This is a genomic window from Martelella lutilitoris (genome assembly GCF_016598595.1).
Lineage (GTDB): Bacteria > Pseudomonadota > Alphaproteobacteria > Rhizobiales > Rhizobiaceae > Martelella > Martelella lutilitoris_A.
Genome location: NZ_CP066786.1, coordinates 2,984,429 through 3,001,422, shown reverse-complemented (window position 1 = coordinate 3,001,422; position 16,994 = coordinate 2,984,429). Strand labels below are relative to the sequence as shown.

Sequence of the window (16,994 nt, the reverse complement as noted above, 5' to 3'; positions counted from 1 at the left end):
TCTTACCAGCCGTTGCCGCGCAGGCGCTTCAGCTTTGCTTCCAGCTTGGCGAGGTTCTGCTCGGCGGTGCCGTCGCCCGAAAGCGTATCATGCACGGCGGTCCAGAATTCCGAGGAGACCTCGTTATATTTGCGTTTGGTGGCGGCGGAAGGACGCGGCAGGGCGTTGAGCACGACCGGCTTCCAGCGCGGGATGAAGGGCTGGGCCTCGGCCACTTCCGGATCGTCGTAGACGGCGGTCACGGTCGGCGGACGCGAGGTTTCGATCGCGCGTTCCTTCTGGTTTTCGAAGTTGTTGAGGAACTTCACCAGTTCGATCGCCTCGTCCGGATTGGGCGAATATTTGGAAACGGCGAGATGCCAGCCGCCCAGCGTCGCGGCCGAGCTGTCGCCCTCGCCGCCGACCGGCAGCGTGGTCACGTCGAACTTGCCCTTGACCGGGGAATCCTCGCCATCGGCCAGCGCATAGGCGTAGTTCCAGTTGCGCATGAAGACGGCGTTGCCCGACTGGAACACACCGCGCGCGTCCTCTTCCATGTAGTTGAGAACGCCTTGCGGCGCGATCGTGCCAACCCAGGACTTCGCCATGTTCAGCGCTTCGGCCGCTTCCGGGTTGTTGATGGCGATCGAGCCGTCAAGCTCGACGATGCGGCCGCCGCCATAGGAATAGATCCACTCCTGGCCGTCGCAGGTCAGCCCCTCATAGGGCGCGCCCTGGAAGACGAAGCCCCACATGTCGTCATTGCCCTCGGCCCGCTCGCCATCCATGATGATCTGCGCGGTCTCGGTCATCTGTTCCCAGGTTTCGGGCACCGGCTGATCGTATTTTTCCAGAAGGTCGCTGCGGTAGTAGAGTGCCGGCGCGCCGAGGAACATCGGCAGCGCGACGAGCTTGCCGTCGACGGTCTGCGATTCGACGGCTGCCGGCACGAACTGGTCGATGATATCGGCGGTCGCTTCCGTCAGGTCGACGAAATGGCTGGCGAGCTGCGGCGCGCCGATGACGTCGATGCGGTAGACGTCGATATCCGGTGACTTGGCCGAAAGCCAGAGCTTGTACTGGCCGAACTGGTCGGTGGTCGATTCCGGCATGGAGACGATGTTGACGGTGTTGCCGGTCATCTCCTCATAGCGGTCGAGCTCCTTGCGCAGGACCTCATTGTCCTTGCCGATTGCGCCGTGGACGATGTTGAGTTCGACGGCGCCGGCCGAAACCGACATCAGCGCGCTTGCGGCGAGCAGAACGCCGGTGAATGTCTTGAAATGCTTCATTGCCAGTTCTCCCTCCGGTCGCTGTGCGGACCGGTTTTGAAAAGTTCCCGCTTGTTGGAATGCCGCCCGTTTCGGTCGGCCTTTCCTTTCTGATGGCAATCCGGCGATATTCCGCCCCGATTGCCTGGTTCACGCCGGTCCGAAGACCCGCGAAGTCTGACTGGTCCGATTACGCCTCCTTTCTGCAGAAAATCGGCGAGGTCCAGGCCATCTGGCCGGTTTTCTCGCGCAGTCGCACATAGATGTTCTCGCCGGCCTCAAACGCGCCGAGGGCCAGGCCACCCTGCCATTGCCATTGATGCGGGCGGGGCAGGGCGTGGAACCGGTAGGCGGGGCTGTCGATCGGGCCGAGATTGCCCGAGACCGCGCCCTCGAAAAGGTCGTCGATCGCGATGTCCAGTGGTTTGCCGGAAAGCGCGGCCTTCAGCCGCGCACCCGGCTTCGTCCTGAGGCGGATGGCAAAGCCTTGCGTTGCCGAGGTGACGTTGTTGGGGTTGGCCGCGGCGGTGACGGAAAAGGTCACCTTGCCGTCGGCGAGGCCAAGCGTCGGCAGCACCGCCGCCTCGTCTTCGCCTTCGAGCGGCGAGACGATCTCCGCGCCGCGGAAGCGCGGATCGACGCTCAGGATCTCGCCGCCTTCGAGGCTGAGCGTTCCCGCCCAGTCGTGGCTCTTGCCGCGCGCGCCCCAGCCGAGTTCGACATGGAGAATGGTCTCCGTCGTGGCGCCGTCGCCGGGGTCTACCGGAGCGGGCTCGAGTTCCGGCGAGATGCGGGCAAAAAGCGCGCCATTGCGGAAGACGTCGATGACGTCGATGAAACCGCCGCCGATGGCCTCGATATCGAGTGTGGCCTTGTCCGAAGGGGCGGTGATGCCGCCCTGAACCGTGTCGCCGATTGCCGTCAGAAGGTGAATATTGTCGCCGGTCAGCGCATTGGTGCGCCGCGCGCGCATGGCCGCGAAGATTGCGTCGCGATCGTCCGCCCCGGCATAGACCGCCATGCGGCCATGGCCGTAGGAACCGGGAAAGGCGGAGTGGTGGTCGGTATTGCCGACAATGCCGAAGACCGCGCCGCGCCTCAGCCCCGCCCGCATGGTCGAGGCGCCGTTCACCGGCCCCATGGAATGCAGATAGGAGCGCTCCGATTCCGATTCCTCGGCGCAGCCATGCATGGAAAACATCTCGACGAAGGGCGAAAGGTCCGGATCGAACGTGTCCCAGTTGATGCCGCGCGCGCCCTGCCGGTAGCCGATGTGATGCGGGAAAGCGACGGCGCGGTCCCCCTTGGCGGCCGTCAGCGCGGACTTCAGGTCTTCCGGCGTGTCGGCCAGTTCCGGCTCCGCCACGTCAAGATCGGCGTAGACGATGGTGTAGTCACCATGTGCGCAGGAATGGATTTCGTAGCCGGGGAAAACGGCGAAATGTCCCGGATTGTCATACGCCGAAAGCGTCTCGAAATGGCCCTTCCAGTTGGCCTTCAGCCTGGCGAAACCCTTGACGTGGAAGTCGACGATATGAGCCACCTCCGGCACGTCGACCGGCATGTCCGGCCAGGCGGCGTGACCGGTGACGGAGACGAAATCGAGCTGCAGTGCGGCCCGCGCCAGCGCGTCCTCCAGCCGACCATGGCCATAGGACAGCGCCGAGTGGTTATGGATGTCGCCATAAAACGGCTGCAGGCCCAACCGGTTGGCGAGCGGGGTCAGGCGTTCGGGAAAGCGTCTGGTCATCGGGCAAATTCCTGTGTTGCCGGATCCACCGGCATGCCGCCGTTCTTCATCGATTTCTGCGCGGCGAGCACGAGGCGCAGCGAGGCCAGCCCGTCTTCGATTCCGACCGGCGGGTTTTCGCCATCCATGAAGCGGCGAAGCGTCCTGACGAGTTCGAGATCGGCGCCGAAATGGGTCGAGGTTCGGTCCGGATTGGTAAAGCCGAGCGTGCCGTGCTTGCGGCCGTAATCCTCGACGATGTCGATTTCGCCGGAATGGCGCTCCATGCGGATGCGGCCGGAGGAGCCGACGATCTCGAGCGTTTCCTGATCCTCCGCCCAGGGGCCGAAGATGGCGAAGAACAGACAGGCCGTGACGCCATTCGCGTAACGGATGGTGACGATGGCGTGGTCGTCGATATCCGCGCCCGGCTGGTAGACACAGGTGTCGTTGCGGTCCTCGATCAACGCCGCCTCGCTCCAGCTTGCATTGGCGACTGCGCCGGCGCCTTCGAAACGGTCGACGAGGGTTTCGTGCCGGCGATAGGGACAGTCGCGGTCGCAGAGCGAACAGCGTTCCGGCGCATTCGGATCGGGCGGAAACACATTGCTTCGGCCGCCGACAGCGGTGACGGAAACCGGCGTGGATGCGGCGACCCAGTTCAGCACGTCGAAATGGTGCGAGCACTTGTCGTTGAGCGCGCCGCCCGAAAGCGCCTGCTTGCGGTGCCAGAGCTGCAGATAGCGGGTATAGGGAATGACCGAGCGCAGAAGGATCATCTGCGGGTCCCCGACGCGGCCTTCATGGGCAAGCTTCACCGTCTCCACCCAGGGCTTTTCATAGCGCCGGGTGAAGGCCATCAGCATCGGCTGGCCGGCCTTCTGCTCAGCCGCCAGAATGGCCTCGGCATCCTCAAGCGTCACCGAGATCGGCTTGTCGAGATAGACGCGCTTGCCGGCGGCGATGGCGGCTTCCACCGGAGCACGGTGGGCATTGGTATGGGTGGTGACCACCACAAGGTCGACGGCGGGATCAGAGACGGCCTCCTCCAGGCTTGCAAAGACACGCACGGCGTGTTGCACGCCGGCCTTGCCGTAAAGCGCGTTCAGGTGGTCGGCGGCATAGCCCGCGCGGTCCTGCAGCCGGTCGAACACGCCAACGACGCGAAAGCCGGTTTCGCCGGCAATCTCGGCCATGCGGGAGCCGACATAATAAATGCCGCGCTCGCCCGCGCCGATAATGGCGACGCCTGTTGTTTTTTGCTGGACCGGCTCGTGGAGCATGCAACGCCTCTGGACTTGATCATTGTCATCGGCATCGGATGCTATTTGAGTATATATATGGCTACAATATCATATGTACTCAATCGGTGGACAGATCGATGACGGAGCCATGGCGCACATGGGAGATCGGAAGGTAATGGGTCTGCGGTTCGTGCGGTCTGTCGGCGATCCGCTCCGCGATGATCCGCTCGAACACGGCGAGCTTTTCCGCGTGGCTGTTGCCGACCACATCGAAGCGACCGAGATGTTCCGACTGGAAGTCCGTACTGCCGAGCATGATGACGCTGAGGTCTCGCCCGGCTTCCAGGCCGAGTTCGGAGAGCGCCCGCTCCAGAATGAAGCCCTCGACCACGCCCCAGACGATGAGCGCTGTAAAGGGGAGCCGGCCCCTGTCGTCTGCATGGCGTCCGATCGCCATGGCGATATCGTCGATCTGGTAGCTGCCGGGAAGGGCGTTGAGTTCGATCAGCCAGCGCTGGGAAGGGTCGGGAAGCGCGCTGCCGAGCAGCTCGAACTCGCGCCGCGCCATGGCGATCTGGCGGGCGTGATGGGCAGACGTCAGGAAGGCGATCTTCTCGTGGCCGTTTTCCCGAACGGCGCGGAAGGCGATTGACAGCGCCTCGCGCCAGTTGGTGCCGATCGCATCGACGTCGATGCCGGTTGCCGATACGCCGTCGATGACGATGTGGTCGGCCTGCCTGTGGAGCGCCGCCAGAAAGGCAACCGTAAGGATCTCGAAGTTGACCTGGATGAGGCAGGTGCGGAACCGCCCGATCCGTTCCAGCACATCGATCGCCTGGGCATCGCCCGAAAAGCCGAGCTGCAGCACCGAGGAGCCGGAGGCCTTCAGCCGTGCCGCGACCTCCTGCAGGGTCACCCGCGCCAGCCGGCTGTCAGAGTTGCGATAGAGAATCAGCAGGTCGGCGGCATAGTCCGCGCGCGCGGCCTCCACCGGATTTTCGGCAACGACGATGCCGGCGCCGGGGCGGGCGACGAGGCGCCCGTCTTCGAGGAACGGTTTCAGCGCGGCCTCGACAGTGCGCTGGGCGGTGCCGAATTCCCGCATCAGATACCGTATGGTCGGAAGGCGTTCGCCCGGTTCGGCGTTCGCGATCTTCCGCTCCGTCCATCGTTCGATCGCGGCGATGACCTGTCTTGTCCTGGTTTGCATCCGGGTATTATGAGTATAAAATAAACCCGAGGCAAGCGGGGCGATCCCCGCCACCCGGCGTCACGGCCGGTCGCTCAAACCTATTGATGCGCTAGACGACCAGCGACAGCGCGAAGGCCGCCGCTGCGGCCAGCACCGCCAGCGCCAGTATGAGCCAAAAGCGAAGACGGTTGTAGTATGGCGTTGGTTGATAGCATTGCGAGCACGCTGTTTGCCTGAAGCGGAGCTTGTGCCCACAATAGGTGCAATGAAAAAGTCTCATGAAACAATCTTTTTATTGATAGTCGATTTTTCTGGTCTGTAAATTTACGAATTATCGAATACGCCGGCACGAAAATCCTGCGGATATTCGGACCGACGACAGAAATACAAATGAGAATCGTCGTAGTCTGCGGCGCGTCCCCGGCGCCGAAATAAAAATAATCTGCGATTGGCCGTTTGTTTACACAGGCTCCTTTTGCGGCGGACAGAAAAACAATTCTTCTTCGGCTGTGCATCTCGGTTGTTTTTGGTAAGATAAGACTTTCATAAGATGGTTGCGGTACCAGATCAAGTTTAATTTGCTGACCATCGGAGATTGACCGGTGCTTTTTTGGGATAATTAAACTATAACGTGTATTTTTGATGACGATCGCGCAAAAGATAAATGCGCGGTCCGCTCGCGCGATGTATCAGGCTGTCTGTTCGCGCGGAAGGGTGACGGTCACCCGCAAGCCGCCTTCCGGATGGTTCTCAAGGGTGATGCCGCCGCCGTGGGCGATGACGGCGGCGCGGGCGATCGAGAGGCCGAGGCCGACCCCGCCCGTTTCGCGAGAGCGCGATGTCTCGAGCCGCACGAAGGGCTCGAACACCCGCTCCAGTTCACGGGCGTCAATGCCGGGACCCTCGTCATCAATCCGGATCACGATCGAACCGTTCTGCTTCTTTGCTGACACCGCGGCGCGACCGCCGTAACGCACGGCGTTCTCGATCAGGTTGCGCAGCGCGCGGCGCATGGAAAGCGGCCGGATCCTGAGTTCGGCATCGTCGATCTCGCCCGTCGTCACGGCCAGTCCCGTTTCGTCGAACTCCCTCGCAAGCCCGCCGATGAAACCCGCAAGGCTGACCGTCTCGACGGGTTCGTTCATCGCCATGCCGCGCGAGAAGGCGAGCGTGGCCTCCACCATCTCCCGCATTTCCTCGATCGTGGCGATCATGCGCTCGCGGGTCTCCTCGTCATCCACCATCTCCGCGCGGACCCTCAGCGCCGTCAGCGGCGAGCGCAGATCATGGCCGAGCGCGCCGAGCAGTTGGGTGCGTTCGCGCACGAAACGGTCGAGCCGGGCCTGCATGTCGTTGAAGGAGAGGGCAAGCCGGCGCATTTCCTCGGGCCCGGTGGGCGCAATCGGCTCCACGTCCTCGCCGCGGCCGAGCCGGTCGGCGGCGCCGGCAAGCGAGCGTAGCGGCCCGGTCAGCCTTGCAAGGGCGAACCACAGGACAATCGCCAGAAGCCCCGCCGTCAGCGCAAAGGGCACCGCCTCCGACCATACCCACTGATAGGGCGGGTCGCGAAAGCGGGAGGTGACATTGAGCCAACTTCCGTCAGCAAGCGCAATCGAAAGATCGAGCGCCGTCGTGCTCACCGGCGGCTGGCCGGGCGGGGCGCGCATCTGGCCCATGCCATGCATCTGGCCCTGTCCTGGAGCAGGCCCGGCGCGCGGCGGCGGGCGCGGCTGCTCGGTGTGCAGATCGACGCGGACGGCGCGCGGATCGTCGGTAGCGAGGACGGCGCGGATCCGCCGCTCGATCCAGTTCGGCGCATTGCCGGTCTCGCCCGTGACGAGCGGCGTCGGGCCGATGGTGAAGCGCACGAGCGAGGAACTTGCCGCCTGCAGGATCTCGGATCGGAGATCCTGCGGCGCATCTTCCAGCAGGCGCGCCGTGCTGCCGGCCCGGTCCGCCGCCTCGATGGCAAGGGCCGAGCGCACGGCGAGCGCGCGCTGGTCGACGAAGAGCCAGAGCGTCAGCGCCTGAGCGATCGCCAGCGCCACGACGATGAGCGCGATGATCTGGCCGCGCAGGGTGCGGGGAAGAAGCGCTCTCACGACACATGCTCCACGTCGCAGGCGAGCGAGTAGCCGCCGCCGCGCACCGTCACGATGATTGCGGGGCTTGCCGGATCCGGCTCGATCTTGCGGCGCAGGCGACTGATCTGGTTGTCGATCGTGCGGTCGAACACATGGGCGCTGCGTCCGGAGGTGGCGTCGAGAAGCTGTTCGCGGCTCAGGACGAAGCGCGGGCGCGCGAGAAGTACGGTCAGAAGCCGGAAATCGGCCGTCGTCAGCACCTCCTCGCGCCCGTCGTCGGCGATCAGGCGGCGCGTGTCCGTGTCGAGCGTCCAGCCTGCAAAGCGCAGTCTTTCGCCGGCGGGCGCGCCGGGGATTTTCGGCTGGCGCTCCGCGCGCCGCAAGATGGCGCGGATGCGGGCCAGAAGCTCGCGCGGGTTGAACGGTTTCGGCAGATAGTCATCCGCCCCGACCTCCAGGCCGATGATCCGGTCGGTCTCCTCGCCGAGCGCGGTCAGCATCAGGATCGGCACGCTGCCCTCCGCGCTGAGACGCCGGCAGACGGAAATGCCGTCCTCGCCCGGCATCATCACGTCCAGCACGATCAGGTCGAAACTGCCGCCGCGCAGCTTCTCGTCCATTTCCTGTGCATCGCGCACGGCGGTCGCCCGGTAGCCGTTCTTCTGCAGGTAGGTCTGCACGGCATCGCGGATGTCCCTGTGATCGTCGACGATCAGGATGTGCGGTTCGTTGTTCATGGTCTCACCATAGCCCAGCCGGGCGACCGGTTGCGCAAAACTGTGTCACGTTTTGTATCAGGCTGAGAGCCCTGCGACCAATGGATACAATAAAGCGCCATCCCGGCATCATGCTGCGACAGAGGAGCGTCAGATTGGCGGCATCGACAGATCGAAAGGAGCGATGTCATGAAACGCAGAACAATCTTCGCAGCAGGACTGGTTGCAGCACTCATCGGCGGCGCTGCCGTTCCCGCCCTCGCGGCCGGTCCCGACGACAGCTGGGGCGGTCGCGGCCAGGGGCCCCGCCAGATGATGACCGATTGCGACGGCCCGCAGGGCGCAGCAAGAGGCCCCGGCGGCCGCCAGGGCATGATGCAGCGCGGCTATGACCAGAATGGCTTCGCCCAGGGCGAAAGGGGCCCCGGCCGAATGGCGATGCGCGGCAATGACGATGGCGCCTATGGCCGCGGCATGATGCAGGGCCAGCGCGGCGGCCCGCAGGCCGATTTCGGGCCCGGCGGCATGCGCGGTCCCGGCACGGGGCCCGGCAATGGCGCGCGCGGCGCAGGCCCGGCGGTCGGCCCGCAGATGATGGGCGACCTTGGCCAGTATGACAAGAACGGCGACGGCTATCTTTCGCTGGACGAGTTCGAGGCCTTCCAGGTCGAGGTCGGACGTCCGATGTTCGAGCGCCACTTTCAGTATCTCGACAGCGACGGCGACGGCAAGGTCGCGGTTTCGCAACTGCCGGTTCCCGGAGCCGGTCCGCAGCAGCCCTTCGCCCAGGGCCCGGCCGGCAACCAGGGCCAGCAGCCGCTGATGCCGCGCGGCATGGGCAACCCGAACAACTGATTGCTGAAATCAAGCGGTGTGCGCCGTGGCTCAGCCGTCGTCCCCGAGGGGCGGCGGCTGTGTCGTTCTGGCTTATGGCGTGCGAACGGGCCGCCGGCCTTCACGTCAGAGATCGGCCTTGCTGATCAGCGCCGAGAGCTTGTCGGCGGCGGCGTTCAGGCGGTCGACATTGTTGATCGCCTCGTCCAGCGAAAGCCGCTGCAACGGCGCGTGAAACGAAAGCGCGGAGACGAGACGGCCGAAACTGTCGCGGATCGGCACGGCGACGGCGATCATGCCGTCCATGAATTCCTCATTGTCCGTCGCATAGCCGCGCGCACGCACCCGGTCGAGTTCGGCGACGAGATCGCCGGGGGCGGTGATGGTGTTGGCCGCGCGCGGCGCAAGTTCGGTCGCGCGCAGGTAGTTTTCCAGATGCTTGCGCTCGAGCGAACTCAGATACATCTTGCCGCTGGCTGTGCAGTAGAACGGCACGCGCGTTCCGACGGGAAGCTGGATCCTGAGCGGCCATTTGGTTTCCACGCGTTCCAGGTAAACCATGGCGTCGAGATCCGGCAACGAGATGTTGCAGGTCTCGTTGATCGCCTCGGCAAGCTCGGTGAGGATCGCCACGCGCGCGGTCCTGATCCTGAGCGAGGAGAGAATGCCCGCCGACATGACGCGCAGCCTGCGGCCGGGGCAATAGCCGCGCCCGTCGATCTCGCGCTGGATGAAGCCTTCGGCCTCAAGCGTGGCGAACAGCCGGTGGATTGTCGGCTTCGGCAGGCCGAGCTTCTGGTTCACCTCGGTCGGCGTGACGGGCGATCCGGCTTCCGCCAGTGCTTCGAGCACCAGCAGAAGGCGGAGGTTTGTCGGTATCTGTCCGTCCCTGGCTTGATCGTCCAATATCGTCTCTCAAACGCTTTTCATCTCATCTGGCGAAACGCCGGCTCATCGCTGCGGGATTAGCATTGTCGAAAGCGACGGGACAAGCGCGACGAGGACCCACACCGCAATCAGCGCGACGATATAGGGGTAGATATAGCGCAGTATGCGGAAATAGGACACGCCGGTAACGCCCGAGGCCACATAAAGATTGAGACCGTAGGGCGGGGTGATGAAGCCGATCGATGCGCCGATCAGGAAGACCACGGCGAACTGGATCGGATCAACGCCGATGGAGGCGGCGATCGGCGCCAGGATCGGCGCCATGATGATCGTCGTCGGCAGGCTTTCCAGCACCATGCCGGTGATGAACACCAGTGCCATGGCCGTGAACAGCACCGGATAATAGCCGCCCATGGACCGGACGAAATCGCCGATCGCCTGTTCGGCGCCCAGAACCGAAAGGATCTGCTGCATCACCACCGAAATCGCGATCAGCGGCGCCAGAATGCCGGTGATCTGGGCCGAGCGCAGGGTGATTGACGGGATGTCGATCGGCGTGAAGCCGCGCACCACCAGCATTTCCGCGTAGCCGCGCTCGTTCGGGGGACGGTCTTCGGAAGGGGAGCCCATCATCCGGTGCAACGGCAGCGACAGGAAGCCGACAAGCACGCAGAAGCCGACGGTAACGGCAGCCGCCTCGGTCGGCGAGAATTTTCCGGTGTAGATGCCCCAGAGCACGATGCCGATGGCGAAGAAGCCGAGCCAGGAGCCGATGCCGGTCTTCAGGATGCGGGACGGCTCCAGCGCGATGATGTGGCCCCAGCCGTTCTTCCGGCAGATCAGCCAGCAGAAGAACATCATCGAAAGCCCCATCAGAAGGCCCGGAATGATGCCGGCGACGAAGAGATCGGAGATCGGCAGGTTCATCAGGAAGCCGTAGACGATGAAGATGATCGATGGCGGGATGATGATGCCGAGCGTGCCGCCGGCAGCCGCCGTCGCCGCCGAAAAGCGCTCGTCATAACCGCCCTTCTTCATCTCCGGGTGCAACATGGCGCCGATTGTTGCCGTCGTCGCCGAATTCGAACCGGAGATTGCGGCAAACAGGCCGCAGGCGCCGATCGCCGCCATGGCGAGACCGCCGCGCAGCCAGCCGAGGCAGGAATAGGCGAAGTCGGACATGCGCCTTGCAATGCCGGACTGGTTGATCAGGTCGCCGGTGAGGATGAAGAGCGGCATGGCCAGAAGCGCGAAACCGTCGGTAAAGACATCCGACAGCGCGGAGCCGAGATTGTCGAGCGGCAGGCCGAGCATCATGCTCATGCCGATCACCCAAAGGCCGATGACGAGGAGCACGGGAACGCCGGTCAGGAAGAAGCCGGTGGCGCCGAGCGAAATCAGGGTAACCAGAAGAGAGTCTGACATGGGGCCTCCTCAATCGCCGAATTGCGTCGACGCGGAAATGAGATCGGCGCCGTTCTTGTATTTGCGATAGTCGATAGCAAGGTTCTCGATGGCCCGTCCGGCAATCAGGATGAAGCTGATGGGCACGGAGATGAGCAGCCACCATTGCATGACATTGTCGGTGCCGAGCAGGATCTGGAAATTGGCCGCGGAGTTGAACACGACCCGCGTCGAGGTGACGACGACGACCCAGGAGAAGGTGAGCCAGAGCACGGCATCGATGACGAGGCAGGCGAACTGGAACGTCCGCGGCATCATCGAGCGGAACTCGGCAAAACTTAAGTGATTGCGGAATTTCAGATTATAGGCGCAGCCCGCCCAGCTCATGATCAGGAACAGGAAGGGCGGCAGCGTCGTCGACCAGGGCGCCTGCACCGAGAAGACGAAACGGCGAACGACCTCGACGCCGATGATCGCGGCGATCAGCAGATAGGACCAGATCATCACCGATTTTTCGAAGTGATTTTCAAGCGCGGGAAAGCGCGCATAGAGAACGGCAACCAGGAGGCCGCCGAGAAGCGTGACGACAAGGCCCACCAGCCAGGCGCCATTCGTGCCCAGGGTCTCGCTTATCGTCCAGGAATCCCAGCTCGGAATTGCCGCGATAATCGACCAGGCTTCGTTCAACAACGTCACCAACGTCATCTCCTCCCAAAGAATGTTCTCGCCGGTTTCCGCCCCAGGGGGCAGGCGGCGGCAGTCGCAAACAGCCGGCATCCCTCCCGAATGCCGGCTGTCTTCATTTCATGGCCGATCAGCGATCAGCTTTTCCACCAGCGACGGGGTTCGACATTCTCCGGCTTCATGTCGGCCGGCACTTCGCGGGCGATGGCGCTGATTTCCGCATAGGTGTCAATGCCGCCGGCCCAGTTGTTGAGCCGCTCGCGCCACTGTGCCCAGGGCTCGGGATTATATTCCGGCGAGCACATTTCTTCCGCCATCTTGATCTGGTCGTCGGGCAGGAATGCCGGACGCACATTGTATTCGTCGAAGATGGTGCCCGGAAGCTGCGGATCGGAGAAGCCGACGGTCTTCACCAGCGCCGCCTCGTTCGCCGCCTGGATCTGCACCTGCGTCAGATAGGACGATTCCATCACCGCGTCCTGCACGTCCGGTTCGAAGCTGTCGAACACCTTGGAGGACATGGAGGTATGCTCCGTGCCGCAGAAGAACTTGAGGTCGACGGACTGCGAGACGACCGGCGACATGTTGGCGTAGGCCACGGCAGACGCCCAGGTTTCCGCGCCGTCGATCAGGCCCTGCTTCAGGCCGTCGAGCGTTTCCTCCCAGGCGATCGGAACCGGATTGAGGTTCAGAAGCTGCATGGCGATGCGGCCGAGCTGCGTGCCGGTCACGCGGTTCTTGGTGCCGAAAAGCTCCTCCAGCTTGGTCACCGTCGGCTTGTCCTGATATTTGAGGCCAAGCTGGATGCCGCGCAGTTCGCAATGCGAGAACAGGAACTTCAGCCCGTGACGCTTTTCCAGCGGATCACGCAGAATGCGCTGGGAGCCGGGGCTGTACAGGAAGTGATACTGCGAAGCCCGACCCGGGAACATGTAGGCATAGTCCAGCACGTTCAGGTAAGGCGCGCCGCCGGCCGAGTTCTGGGTCGAGGCGGCATAGATGTCGATAATGCCGAGCTGGGTCTTCTCGACGCAGTTCAGCTGTCCGCAGATCTGGTTGTCGCCGATGAACTCCACACGGACGAGACCGTCGGTGCGCTCCTCGAGGTCGCGGGCGAATTCCAGGCAGCCGGCGCGCTCGATCAGCAGGTTGCGCTCGTTGAAACCGGATGCACCGTATTTCAGCGTGTATTTCGGCTCCTTGGAAAAACGCTTCTCATAGGTCGATTCGACCGCCTGTACCAGGCGCGGCAGCGTTACCACGCCCGCCATCGAGCTTGCCGCCAGAAGCGTCGAGCTCAATCCGAATTTCCCTGAAAGCTTGAAAAGATCGCGTCGCGAAATGCCACGCAGTTTCTCATTCAGTCCCGTCATTTCTTCCCTCCCTCTGAAAAAATGAGACTTGCAGTATCGATTTCAATCATATATCGACTGTCCTTGCAAGGGAATTTCGTTGCGTTGTGTCAATTCAGGGCTTGAGGGGGGCTCATGGAGCGGCTGGAAGCGGATTATGTGATTGTCGGCGCGGGCTCGGCCGGCTGTGTGATCGCCAACAGGCTGAGCGCGGATCCGAACGTGCGCGTCGTGCTGCTGGAGGCCGGGCCTTCGGACTGGAACCCCTGGATCCACATCCCCGTCGGCTATTTCCGCATGATGCACAATCCATCCGTCGATTGGTGCTACAAGACCGAGCCGGACCCGGGCCTCAACGGCCGTTCGCTCGACTGGCCGCGCGGCAAGGTGCTCGGCGGCTCGTCCTCGCTCAACGGCCTGCTCTATGTGCGCGGCCAGAAGGAGGACTACGATCGCTGGGCGCAGATGGGGAACGCCGGCTGGAGCTGGGAGGACGTGCTGCCGCTGTTCAAGCGCTCGGAGAGCCAGGAGCGCGGCGCGGATGAATATCATGGCACGGATGGCGAGCTTTCCGTCTCCAACATGCGCCTGCAGCGGCCGATCTGCGATGCCTGGGTGGCGGCCGCCACCGCGGAAGGTTACCCCTTCAATCCCGATTACAACGGCGCCACGCAGGAAGGCGTCGGCTATTTCCAGCTGACGGCCCGCAAGGGGCGGCGCTGTTCGTCCGCCGTCGCCTTTCTCAAACCCGCTAAAAAACGGCCGAACCTCACGGTCGTCACCGGCGCGCTGGTCGAGAAGGTGGTGATCGAAAACGGCAGGGCCACGGGCGTGCGCTATCTTTCGGGCGGCACGCGCGAGGCGCTGGTCACGGCGCGGCGCGAGGTAATTCTGTCTTCCGGCGCGATCAATTCGCCGCAGCTTCTGATGCTCTCAGGCATCGGCGATGCCGAGCAACTGAAGAGGAACGGCATCGAGGTCGTCCGCCATTCCCCGGATGTCGGTCGCAATCTGCAGGACCATCTTCAGGCCCGCCTCGTGTTCAAGTGCAACGAGCCGACGCTGAATGACGAGGTGCGGTCGCTGTTCAACCAGGCACGGATCGCGCTCAAATATGCGCTCTTCCGCGCAGGGCCCATGACCATGGCCGCAAGCCTTGCGACCGGCTTCCTGCGCACGGGCGATCATGTGGCAACGCCCGATATCCAGTTTCACGTCCAGCCCTGGTCGGCGGACAGTCCGGGCGAGGGGGTTCATCCCTTTTCCGCCTTCACCATGTCGGTCTGCCAGCTGCGGCCCGAGAGCCGGGGCGAGATCGTGCTGAACGGCCCCGATCCGCGCACCTATCCGAAGATCCATCCCAATTATCTTTCGACCGAGACGGATCGCCGAACTGTGGTTGAAGGCGTGCGCATTGCCCGCCGCATCGCCCGCCAGGCGCCGCTCAACTCGAAGATTTCCGAGGAGTTCCGGCCCTCCAGCGATCTGGCGATGGATGATTATGAGGGGACGCTCGCCTGGGCGCGCGACTATTCGACAACGATCTACCATCCGACCGGCACCTGCCGCATGGGCCAGGACGAACGCGCCGTCGTGGACGAGCGCCTGCGCGTACGCGGCGTTCAGGGCCTGCGCGTCGCCGATTGCTCGATCATGCCGGAGATCGTCTCCGGCAACACCAATGCGCCGGCGATCATGATCGGCGAGAAACTGAGCGATCTCGTGCGCGAGGACGCGCGGCGCTCCGCCTGAGGGCGCAGACTACACGATTTCGAAAATTCGGAGAGGAGAAACCCGATGAAAATGACCACCGAGGAAGCCTTCGTCAAAGTCCTGCAGATGCATGGCATCCAGCATGCTTTCGGCATTATCGGTTCGGCGATGATGCCGATTTCCGACCTGTTTCCGCGCGCCGGCATCACGTTCTGGGACTGCGCCCATGAGTGCAATGCCGGGATGATGGCCGACGGCTATTCACGCGCCACCGGGCGCATGTCGATGGTTGTGGCGCAGAACGGCCCCGGCATTACCTCGCTGGTGACGCCGGTGAAGACGGCCTACTGGAACCATACGCCGCTTCTGGTCGTCACCCCGCAGGCCGCCAACAAGACCATGGGGCAGGGCGGCTTCCAGGAGGTCGAGCAGATGGCGCTGTTCAAGGACATGGTCGCCTATCAGGAAGAGGTGCGCGACCCGACCCGCATCGCCGAAGTCTTGAACCGCGTGATCCTGAAGGCCAAGCGCGCCTGCGGCCCGGCGCAGATCAATGTGCCGCGTGACTTCTGGACCCAGGTCATCGATATCGAACTGCCGGCCATCGTCGAATTCGAGCGTCCCGCCGGCGGCGAGGAAGCGGTTGATCGCGCGGCGGAGCTCTTGAGCAAGGCGAAGTTTCCGGTCATTCTCAACGGCGCGGGCGTTGTCCTCGGCGGCGCGATCGAGGCTTCGAAAGCGCTTGCCGAACGTCTCGACGCGCCGGTCTGCGTTGGCTACCAGCACAATGACGCCTTTCCGGGGTCGCATCCGCTGTTTGCCGGCCCGCTCGGCTATAACGGCTCCAAGGCGGCGATGGAACTGATCGCCAAGGCCGATGTGGTGCTGGCGCTCGGCACCCGCCTCAATCCCTTCTCCACGTTGCCGGGCTACGGCATCGATTACTGGCCGAAGGATGCGGCAATCATCCAGGTCGATATCAATCCCGACCGCATCGGGCTCACCAAGAAGGTGACCGTCGGCATTGTCGGCGACAGCAAGAAGGTTGCGACGGCTATTTTCGACCGTCTCTCGGGCACGGCGGGCGATGTCGATCGTGACGAGCGCAAGGCGCTGATCGCCAATACCAAGTCCGCCTGGGCGCAGGAGCTGACATCGCTCGATCACGAGGAAGATGATGTCGGCACCACCTGGAACGAGCGTGCCCGCAACCGCGAACCGGAACGCATGAGCCCGCGCATGGCCTGGCGCGCCATCCAGAAGGTCATGCCGAAGGACGCGATCATTACCTCCGATATCGGCAACAACTGCGCCATCGGCAATGCCTATCCGACCTTCGAGGCGGGCCGCAAATATCTGGCTCCCGGCCTCTTCGGCCCTTGCGGCTACGGTTTTCCGGCCATCACAGGGGCCAAGATCGGCCAGCCGAATACGCCGGTGATCGGCTTTGCCGGCGACGGCGCCTTCGGCATCTCCATGAACGAGATGGTCTCGCTGAAGCGCGAGGGCTGGCCGGCGATCACCATGGTCATCTTCCGCAACTATCAGTGGGGCGCGGAAAAGCGCAACACGACGCTGTGGTTCGATGACAATTTCGTGGGAACCGAACTCTCGCTCGATGTGCGCTATGCCGACATCGCCAGGGCCTGCGGCGTCGAGGGCGTGCAGGTGAGCACCATGGAGGCGCTTTCGGCCGAACTCGACAAGGCGATCGAGCGGCAGATGAAGGAGAAGAAGACCACCTTTATCGAGGTCGTCCTGAACCAGGAACTGGGCGAGCCCTTCCGTCGCGATGCGATGAAGAAGCCGGTTTCCGTTGCCGGCATCGACCCGGCCGACATGCGCGCCGACGCCTGAGACCACAAGGAGGAAGGGCCGGTCTCCGGCCCTTCCAAGATCTTCCG

Annotated in this window: 13 protein-coding genes; 3 read left to right on the top strand and 10 right to left on the bottom strand. The window is 63.5% G+C overall.

What is annotated here, in order from left to right; all coding sequences use genetic code 11:
- Nucleotides 1-2: 2 nt before the first annotated feature.
- The 6 genes from JET14_RS14445 to JET14_RS14420 all read right to left on the bottom strand — a co-directional run bounded on the left by JET14_RS14445 (nt 3) and on the right by JET14_RS14420 (nt 8,236).
- Nucleotides 3-1,271: an ABC transporter substrate-binding protein gene (locus JET14_RS14445; RefSeq protein WP_200334445.1), complete on the bottom strand. Its 1,269-nt coding sequence runs from the start codon at nt 1,269-1,271 to the stop codon at nt 3-5.
- 169 nt (nt 1,272-1,440) lie between these two features.
- Nucleotides 1,441-3,000: a hypothetical protein gene (locus JET14_RS14440; protein WP_200334444.1), complete on the bottom strand. Its 1,560-nt coding sequence runs from the start codon at nt 2,998-3,000 to the stop codon at nt 1,441-1,443.
- Nucleotides 2,997-4,262, bottom strand: a complete 1,266-nt coding sequence (locus JET14_RS14435; protein WP_200334442.1) for a Gfo/Idh/MocA family protein — start codon at nt 4,260-4,262, stop codon at nt 2,997-2,999. Before JET14_RS14435 ends, JET14_RS14440 begins: the two co-directional genes overlap by 4 nt.
- Before the next feature lie 79 nt (nt 4,263-4,341).
- The gene (locus JET14_RS14430; protein WP_200334440.1) at nt 4,342-5,433 is read right to left on the bottom strand and encodes a GntR family transcriptional regulator; all 1,092 of its coding nucleotides are present in this window, start codon (nt 5,431-5,433) and stop codon (nt 4,342-4,344) included.
- A 671-nt stretch (nt 5,434-6,104) separates the two neighbouring features.
- Nucleotides 6,105-7,517 (bottom strand): sensor histidine kinase, encoded by a 1,413-nt coding sequence (locus JET14_RS14425; protein ID WP_200334438.1) that lies wholly within the window; start codon nt 7,515-7,517, stop codon nt 6,105-6,107.
- Complete coding sequence (locus JET14_RS14420; RefSeq protein WP_200334436.1) at nt 7,514-8,236, bottom strand: response regulator; 723 nt, start codon at nt 8,234-8,236, stop codon at nt 7,514-7,516. The genes JET14_RS14425 and JET14_RS14420 overlap by 4 nt, the downstream gene beginning before the upstream one ends.
- Nucleotides 8,237-8,404: 168 nt before the next feature.
- On the opposite strand from JET14_RS14420, the gene JET14_RS14415 reads away from it, so the two are divergent.
- On the top strand, nt 8,405-9,070 hold the full coding sequence (locus tag JET14_RS14415) for an EF-hand domain-containing protein (protein WP_200334434.1): 666 nt from the start codon (nt 8,405-8,407) through the stop codon (nt 9,068-9,070).
- A 105-nt stretch (nt 9,071-9,175) separates the two neighbouring features.
- On the opposite strand, the gene JET14_RS14410 is transcribed toward JET14_RS14415, so the two are convergent.
- The 4 genes from JET14_RS14410 to JET14_RS14395 all read right to left on the bottom strand — a co-directional run bounded on the left by JET14_RS14410 (nt 9,176) and on the right by JET14_RS14395 (nt 13,398).
- Entirely contained in the window at nt 9,176-9,955 is a 780-nt protein-coding gene (locus tag JET14_RS14410) for an IclR family transcriptional regulator (RefSeq protein ID WP_200334432.1), read from the bottom strand.
- Nucleotides 9,956-10,000: 45 nt separating this feature from the next.
- Entirely contained in the window at nt 10,001-11,362 is a 1,362-nt protein-coding gene (locus JET14_RS14405; RefSeq protein WP_200334430.1) for a TRAP transporter large permease, read from the bottom strand.
- A gap of 9 nt (nt 11,363-11,371) precedes the next feature.
- A complete protein-coding gene (locus tag JET14_RS14400; protein ID WP_200334428.1) occupies nt 11,372-12,046 on the bottom strand; it encodes a TRAP transporter small permease in 675 nt (224 codons plus the stop codon).
- Between the two features lie 116 nt (nt 12,047-12,162).
- Nucleotides 12,163-13,398: a TRAP transporter substrate-binding protein gene (locus JET14_RS14395; protein ID WP_200334426.1), complete on the bottom strand. Its 1,236-nt coding sequence runs from the start codon at nt 13,396-13,398 to the stop codon at nt 12,163-12,165.
- A gap of 114 nt (nt 13,399-13,512) precedes the next feature.
- Here JET14_RS14395 and JET14_RS14390 point away from each other — a divergent pair, with 114 nt between their 5' ends.
- Together JET14_RS14390 and xsc are read left to right on the top strand one after the other, a co-directional pair.
- Nucleotides 13,513-15,129: a GMC family oxidoreductase gene (locus JET14_RS14390; RefSeq protein WP_200334424.1), complete on the top strand. Its 1,617-nt coding sequence runs from the start codon at nt 13,513-13,515 to the stop codon at nt 15,127-15,129.
- A 45-nt stretch (nt 15,130-15,174) separates the two neighbouring features.
- Nucleotides 15,175-16,947 (top strand): sulfoacetaldehyde acetyltransferase, encoded by a 1,773-nt coding sequence (gene xsc / locus JET14_RS14385; RefSeq protein ID WP_200334422.1) that lies wholly within the window; start codon nt 15,175-15,177, stop codon nt 16,945-16,947.
- Nucleotides 16,948-16,994 lie beyond the last annotated feature (47 nt).

Bases quoted from the DNA above. Each gene is read 5' to 3' on its own strand.
- JET14_RS14445 (WP_200334445.1), bottom strand. From the start codon at position 1,271: ATGAAGCATTTCAAGACATTCACCGGCGTTCTGCTCGCCGCAAGCGCG.
- JET14_RS14440 (WP_200334444.1), bottom strand. From the start codon at position 3,000: ATGACCAGACGCTTTCCCGAACGCCTGACCCCGCTCGCCAACCGGTTG.
- JET14_RS14435 (WP_200334442.1), bottom strand. From the start codon at position 4,262: ATGCTCCACGAGCCGGTCCAGCAAAAAACAACAGGCGTCGCCATTATC.
- JET14_RS14430 (WP_200334440.1), bottom strand. From the start codon at position 5,433: ATGCAAACCAGGACAAGACAGGTCATCGCCGCGATCGAACGATGGACG.
- JET14_RS14420 (WP_200334436.1), bottom strand. From the start codon at position 8,236: ATGAACAACGAACCGCACATCCTGATCGTCGACGATCACAGGGACATC.
- JET14_RS14415 (WP_200334434.1), top strand. From the start codon at position 8,405: ATGAAACGCAGAACAATCTTCGCAGCAGGACTGGTTGCAGCACTCATC.
- JET14_RS14405 (WP_200334430.1), bottom strand. From the start codon at position 11,362: ATGTCAGACTCTCTTCTGGTTACCCTGATTTCGCTCGGCGCCACCGGC.
- JET14_RS14400 (WP_200334428.1), bottom strand. From the start codon at position 12,046: ATGACGTTGGTGACGTTGTTGAACGAAGCCTGGTCGATTATCGCGGCA.
- JET14_RS14395 (WP_200334426.1), bottom strand. From the start codon at position 13,398: ATGACGGGACTGAATGAGAAACTGCGTGGCATTTCGCGACGCGATCTT.
- JET14_RS14390 (WP_200334424.1), top strand. From the start codon at position 13,513: ATGGAGCGGCTGGAAGCGGATTATGTGATTGTCGGCGCGGGCTCGGCC.
- xsc (WP_200334422.1), top strand. From the start codon at position 15,175: ATGAAAATGACCACCGAGGAAGCCTTCGTCAAAGTCCTGCAGATGCAT.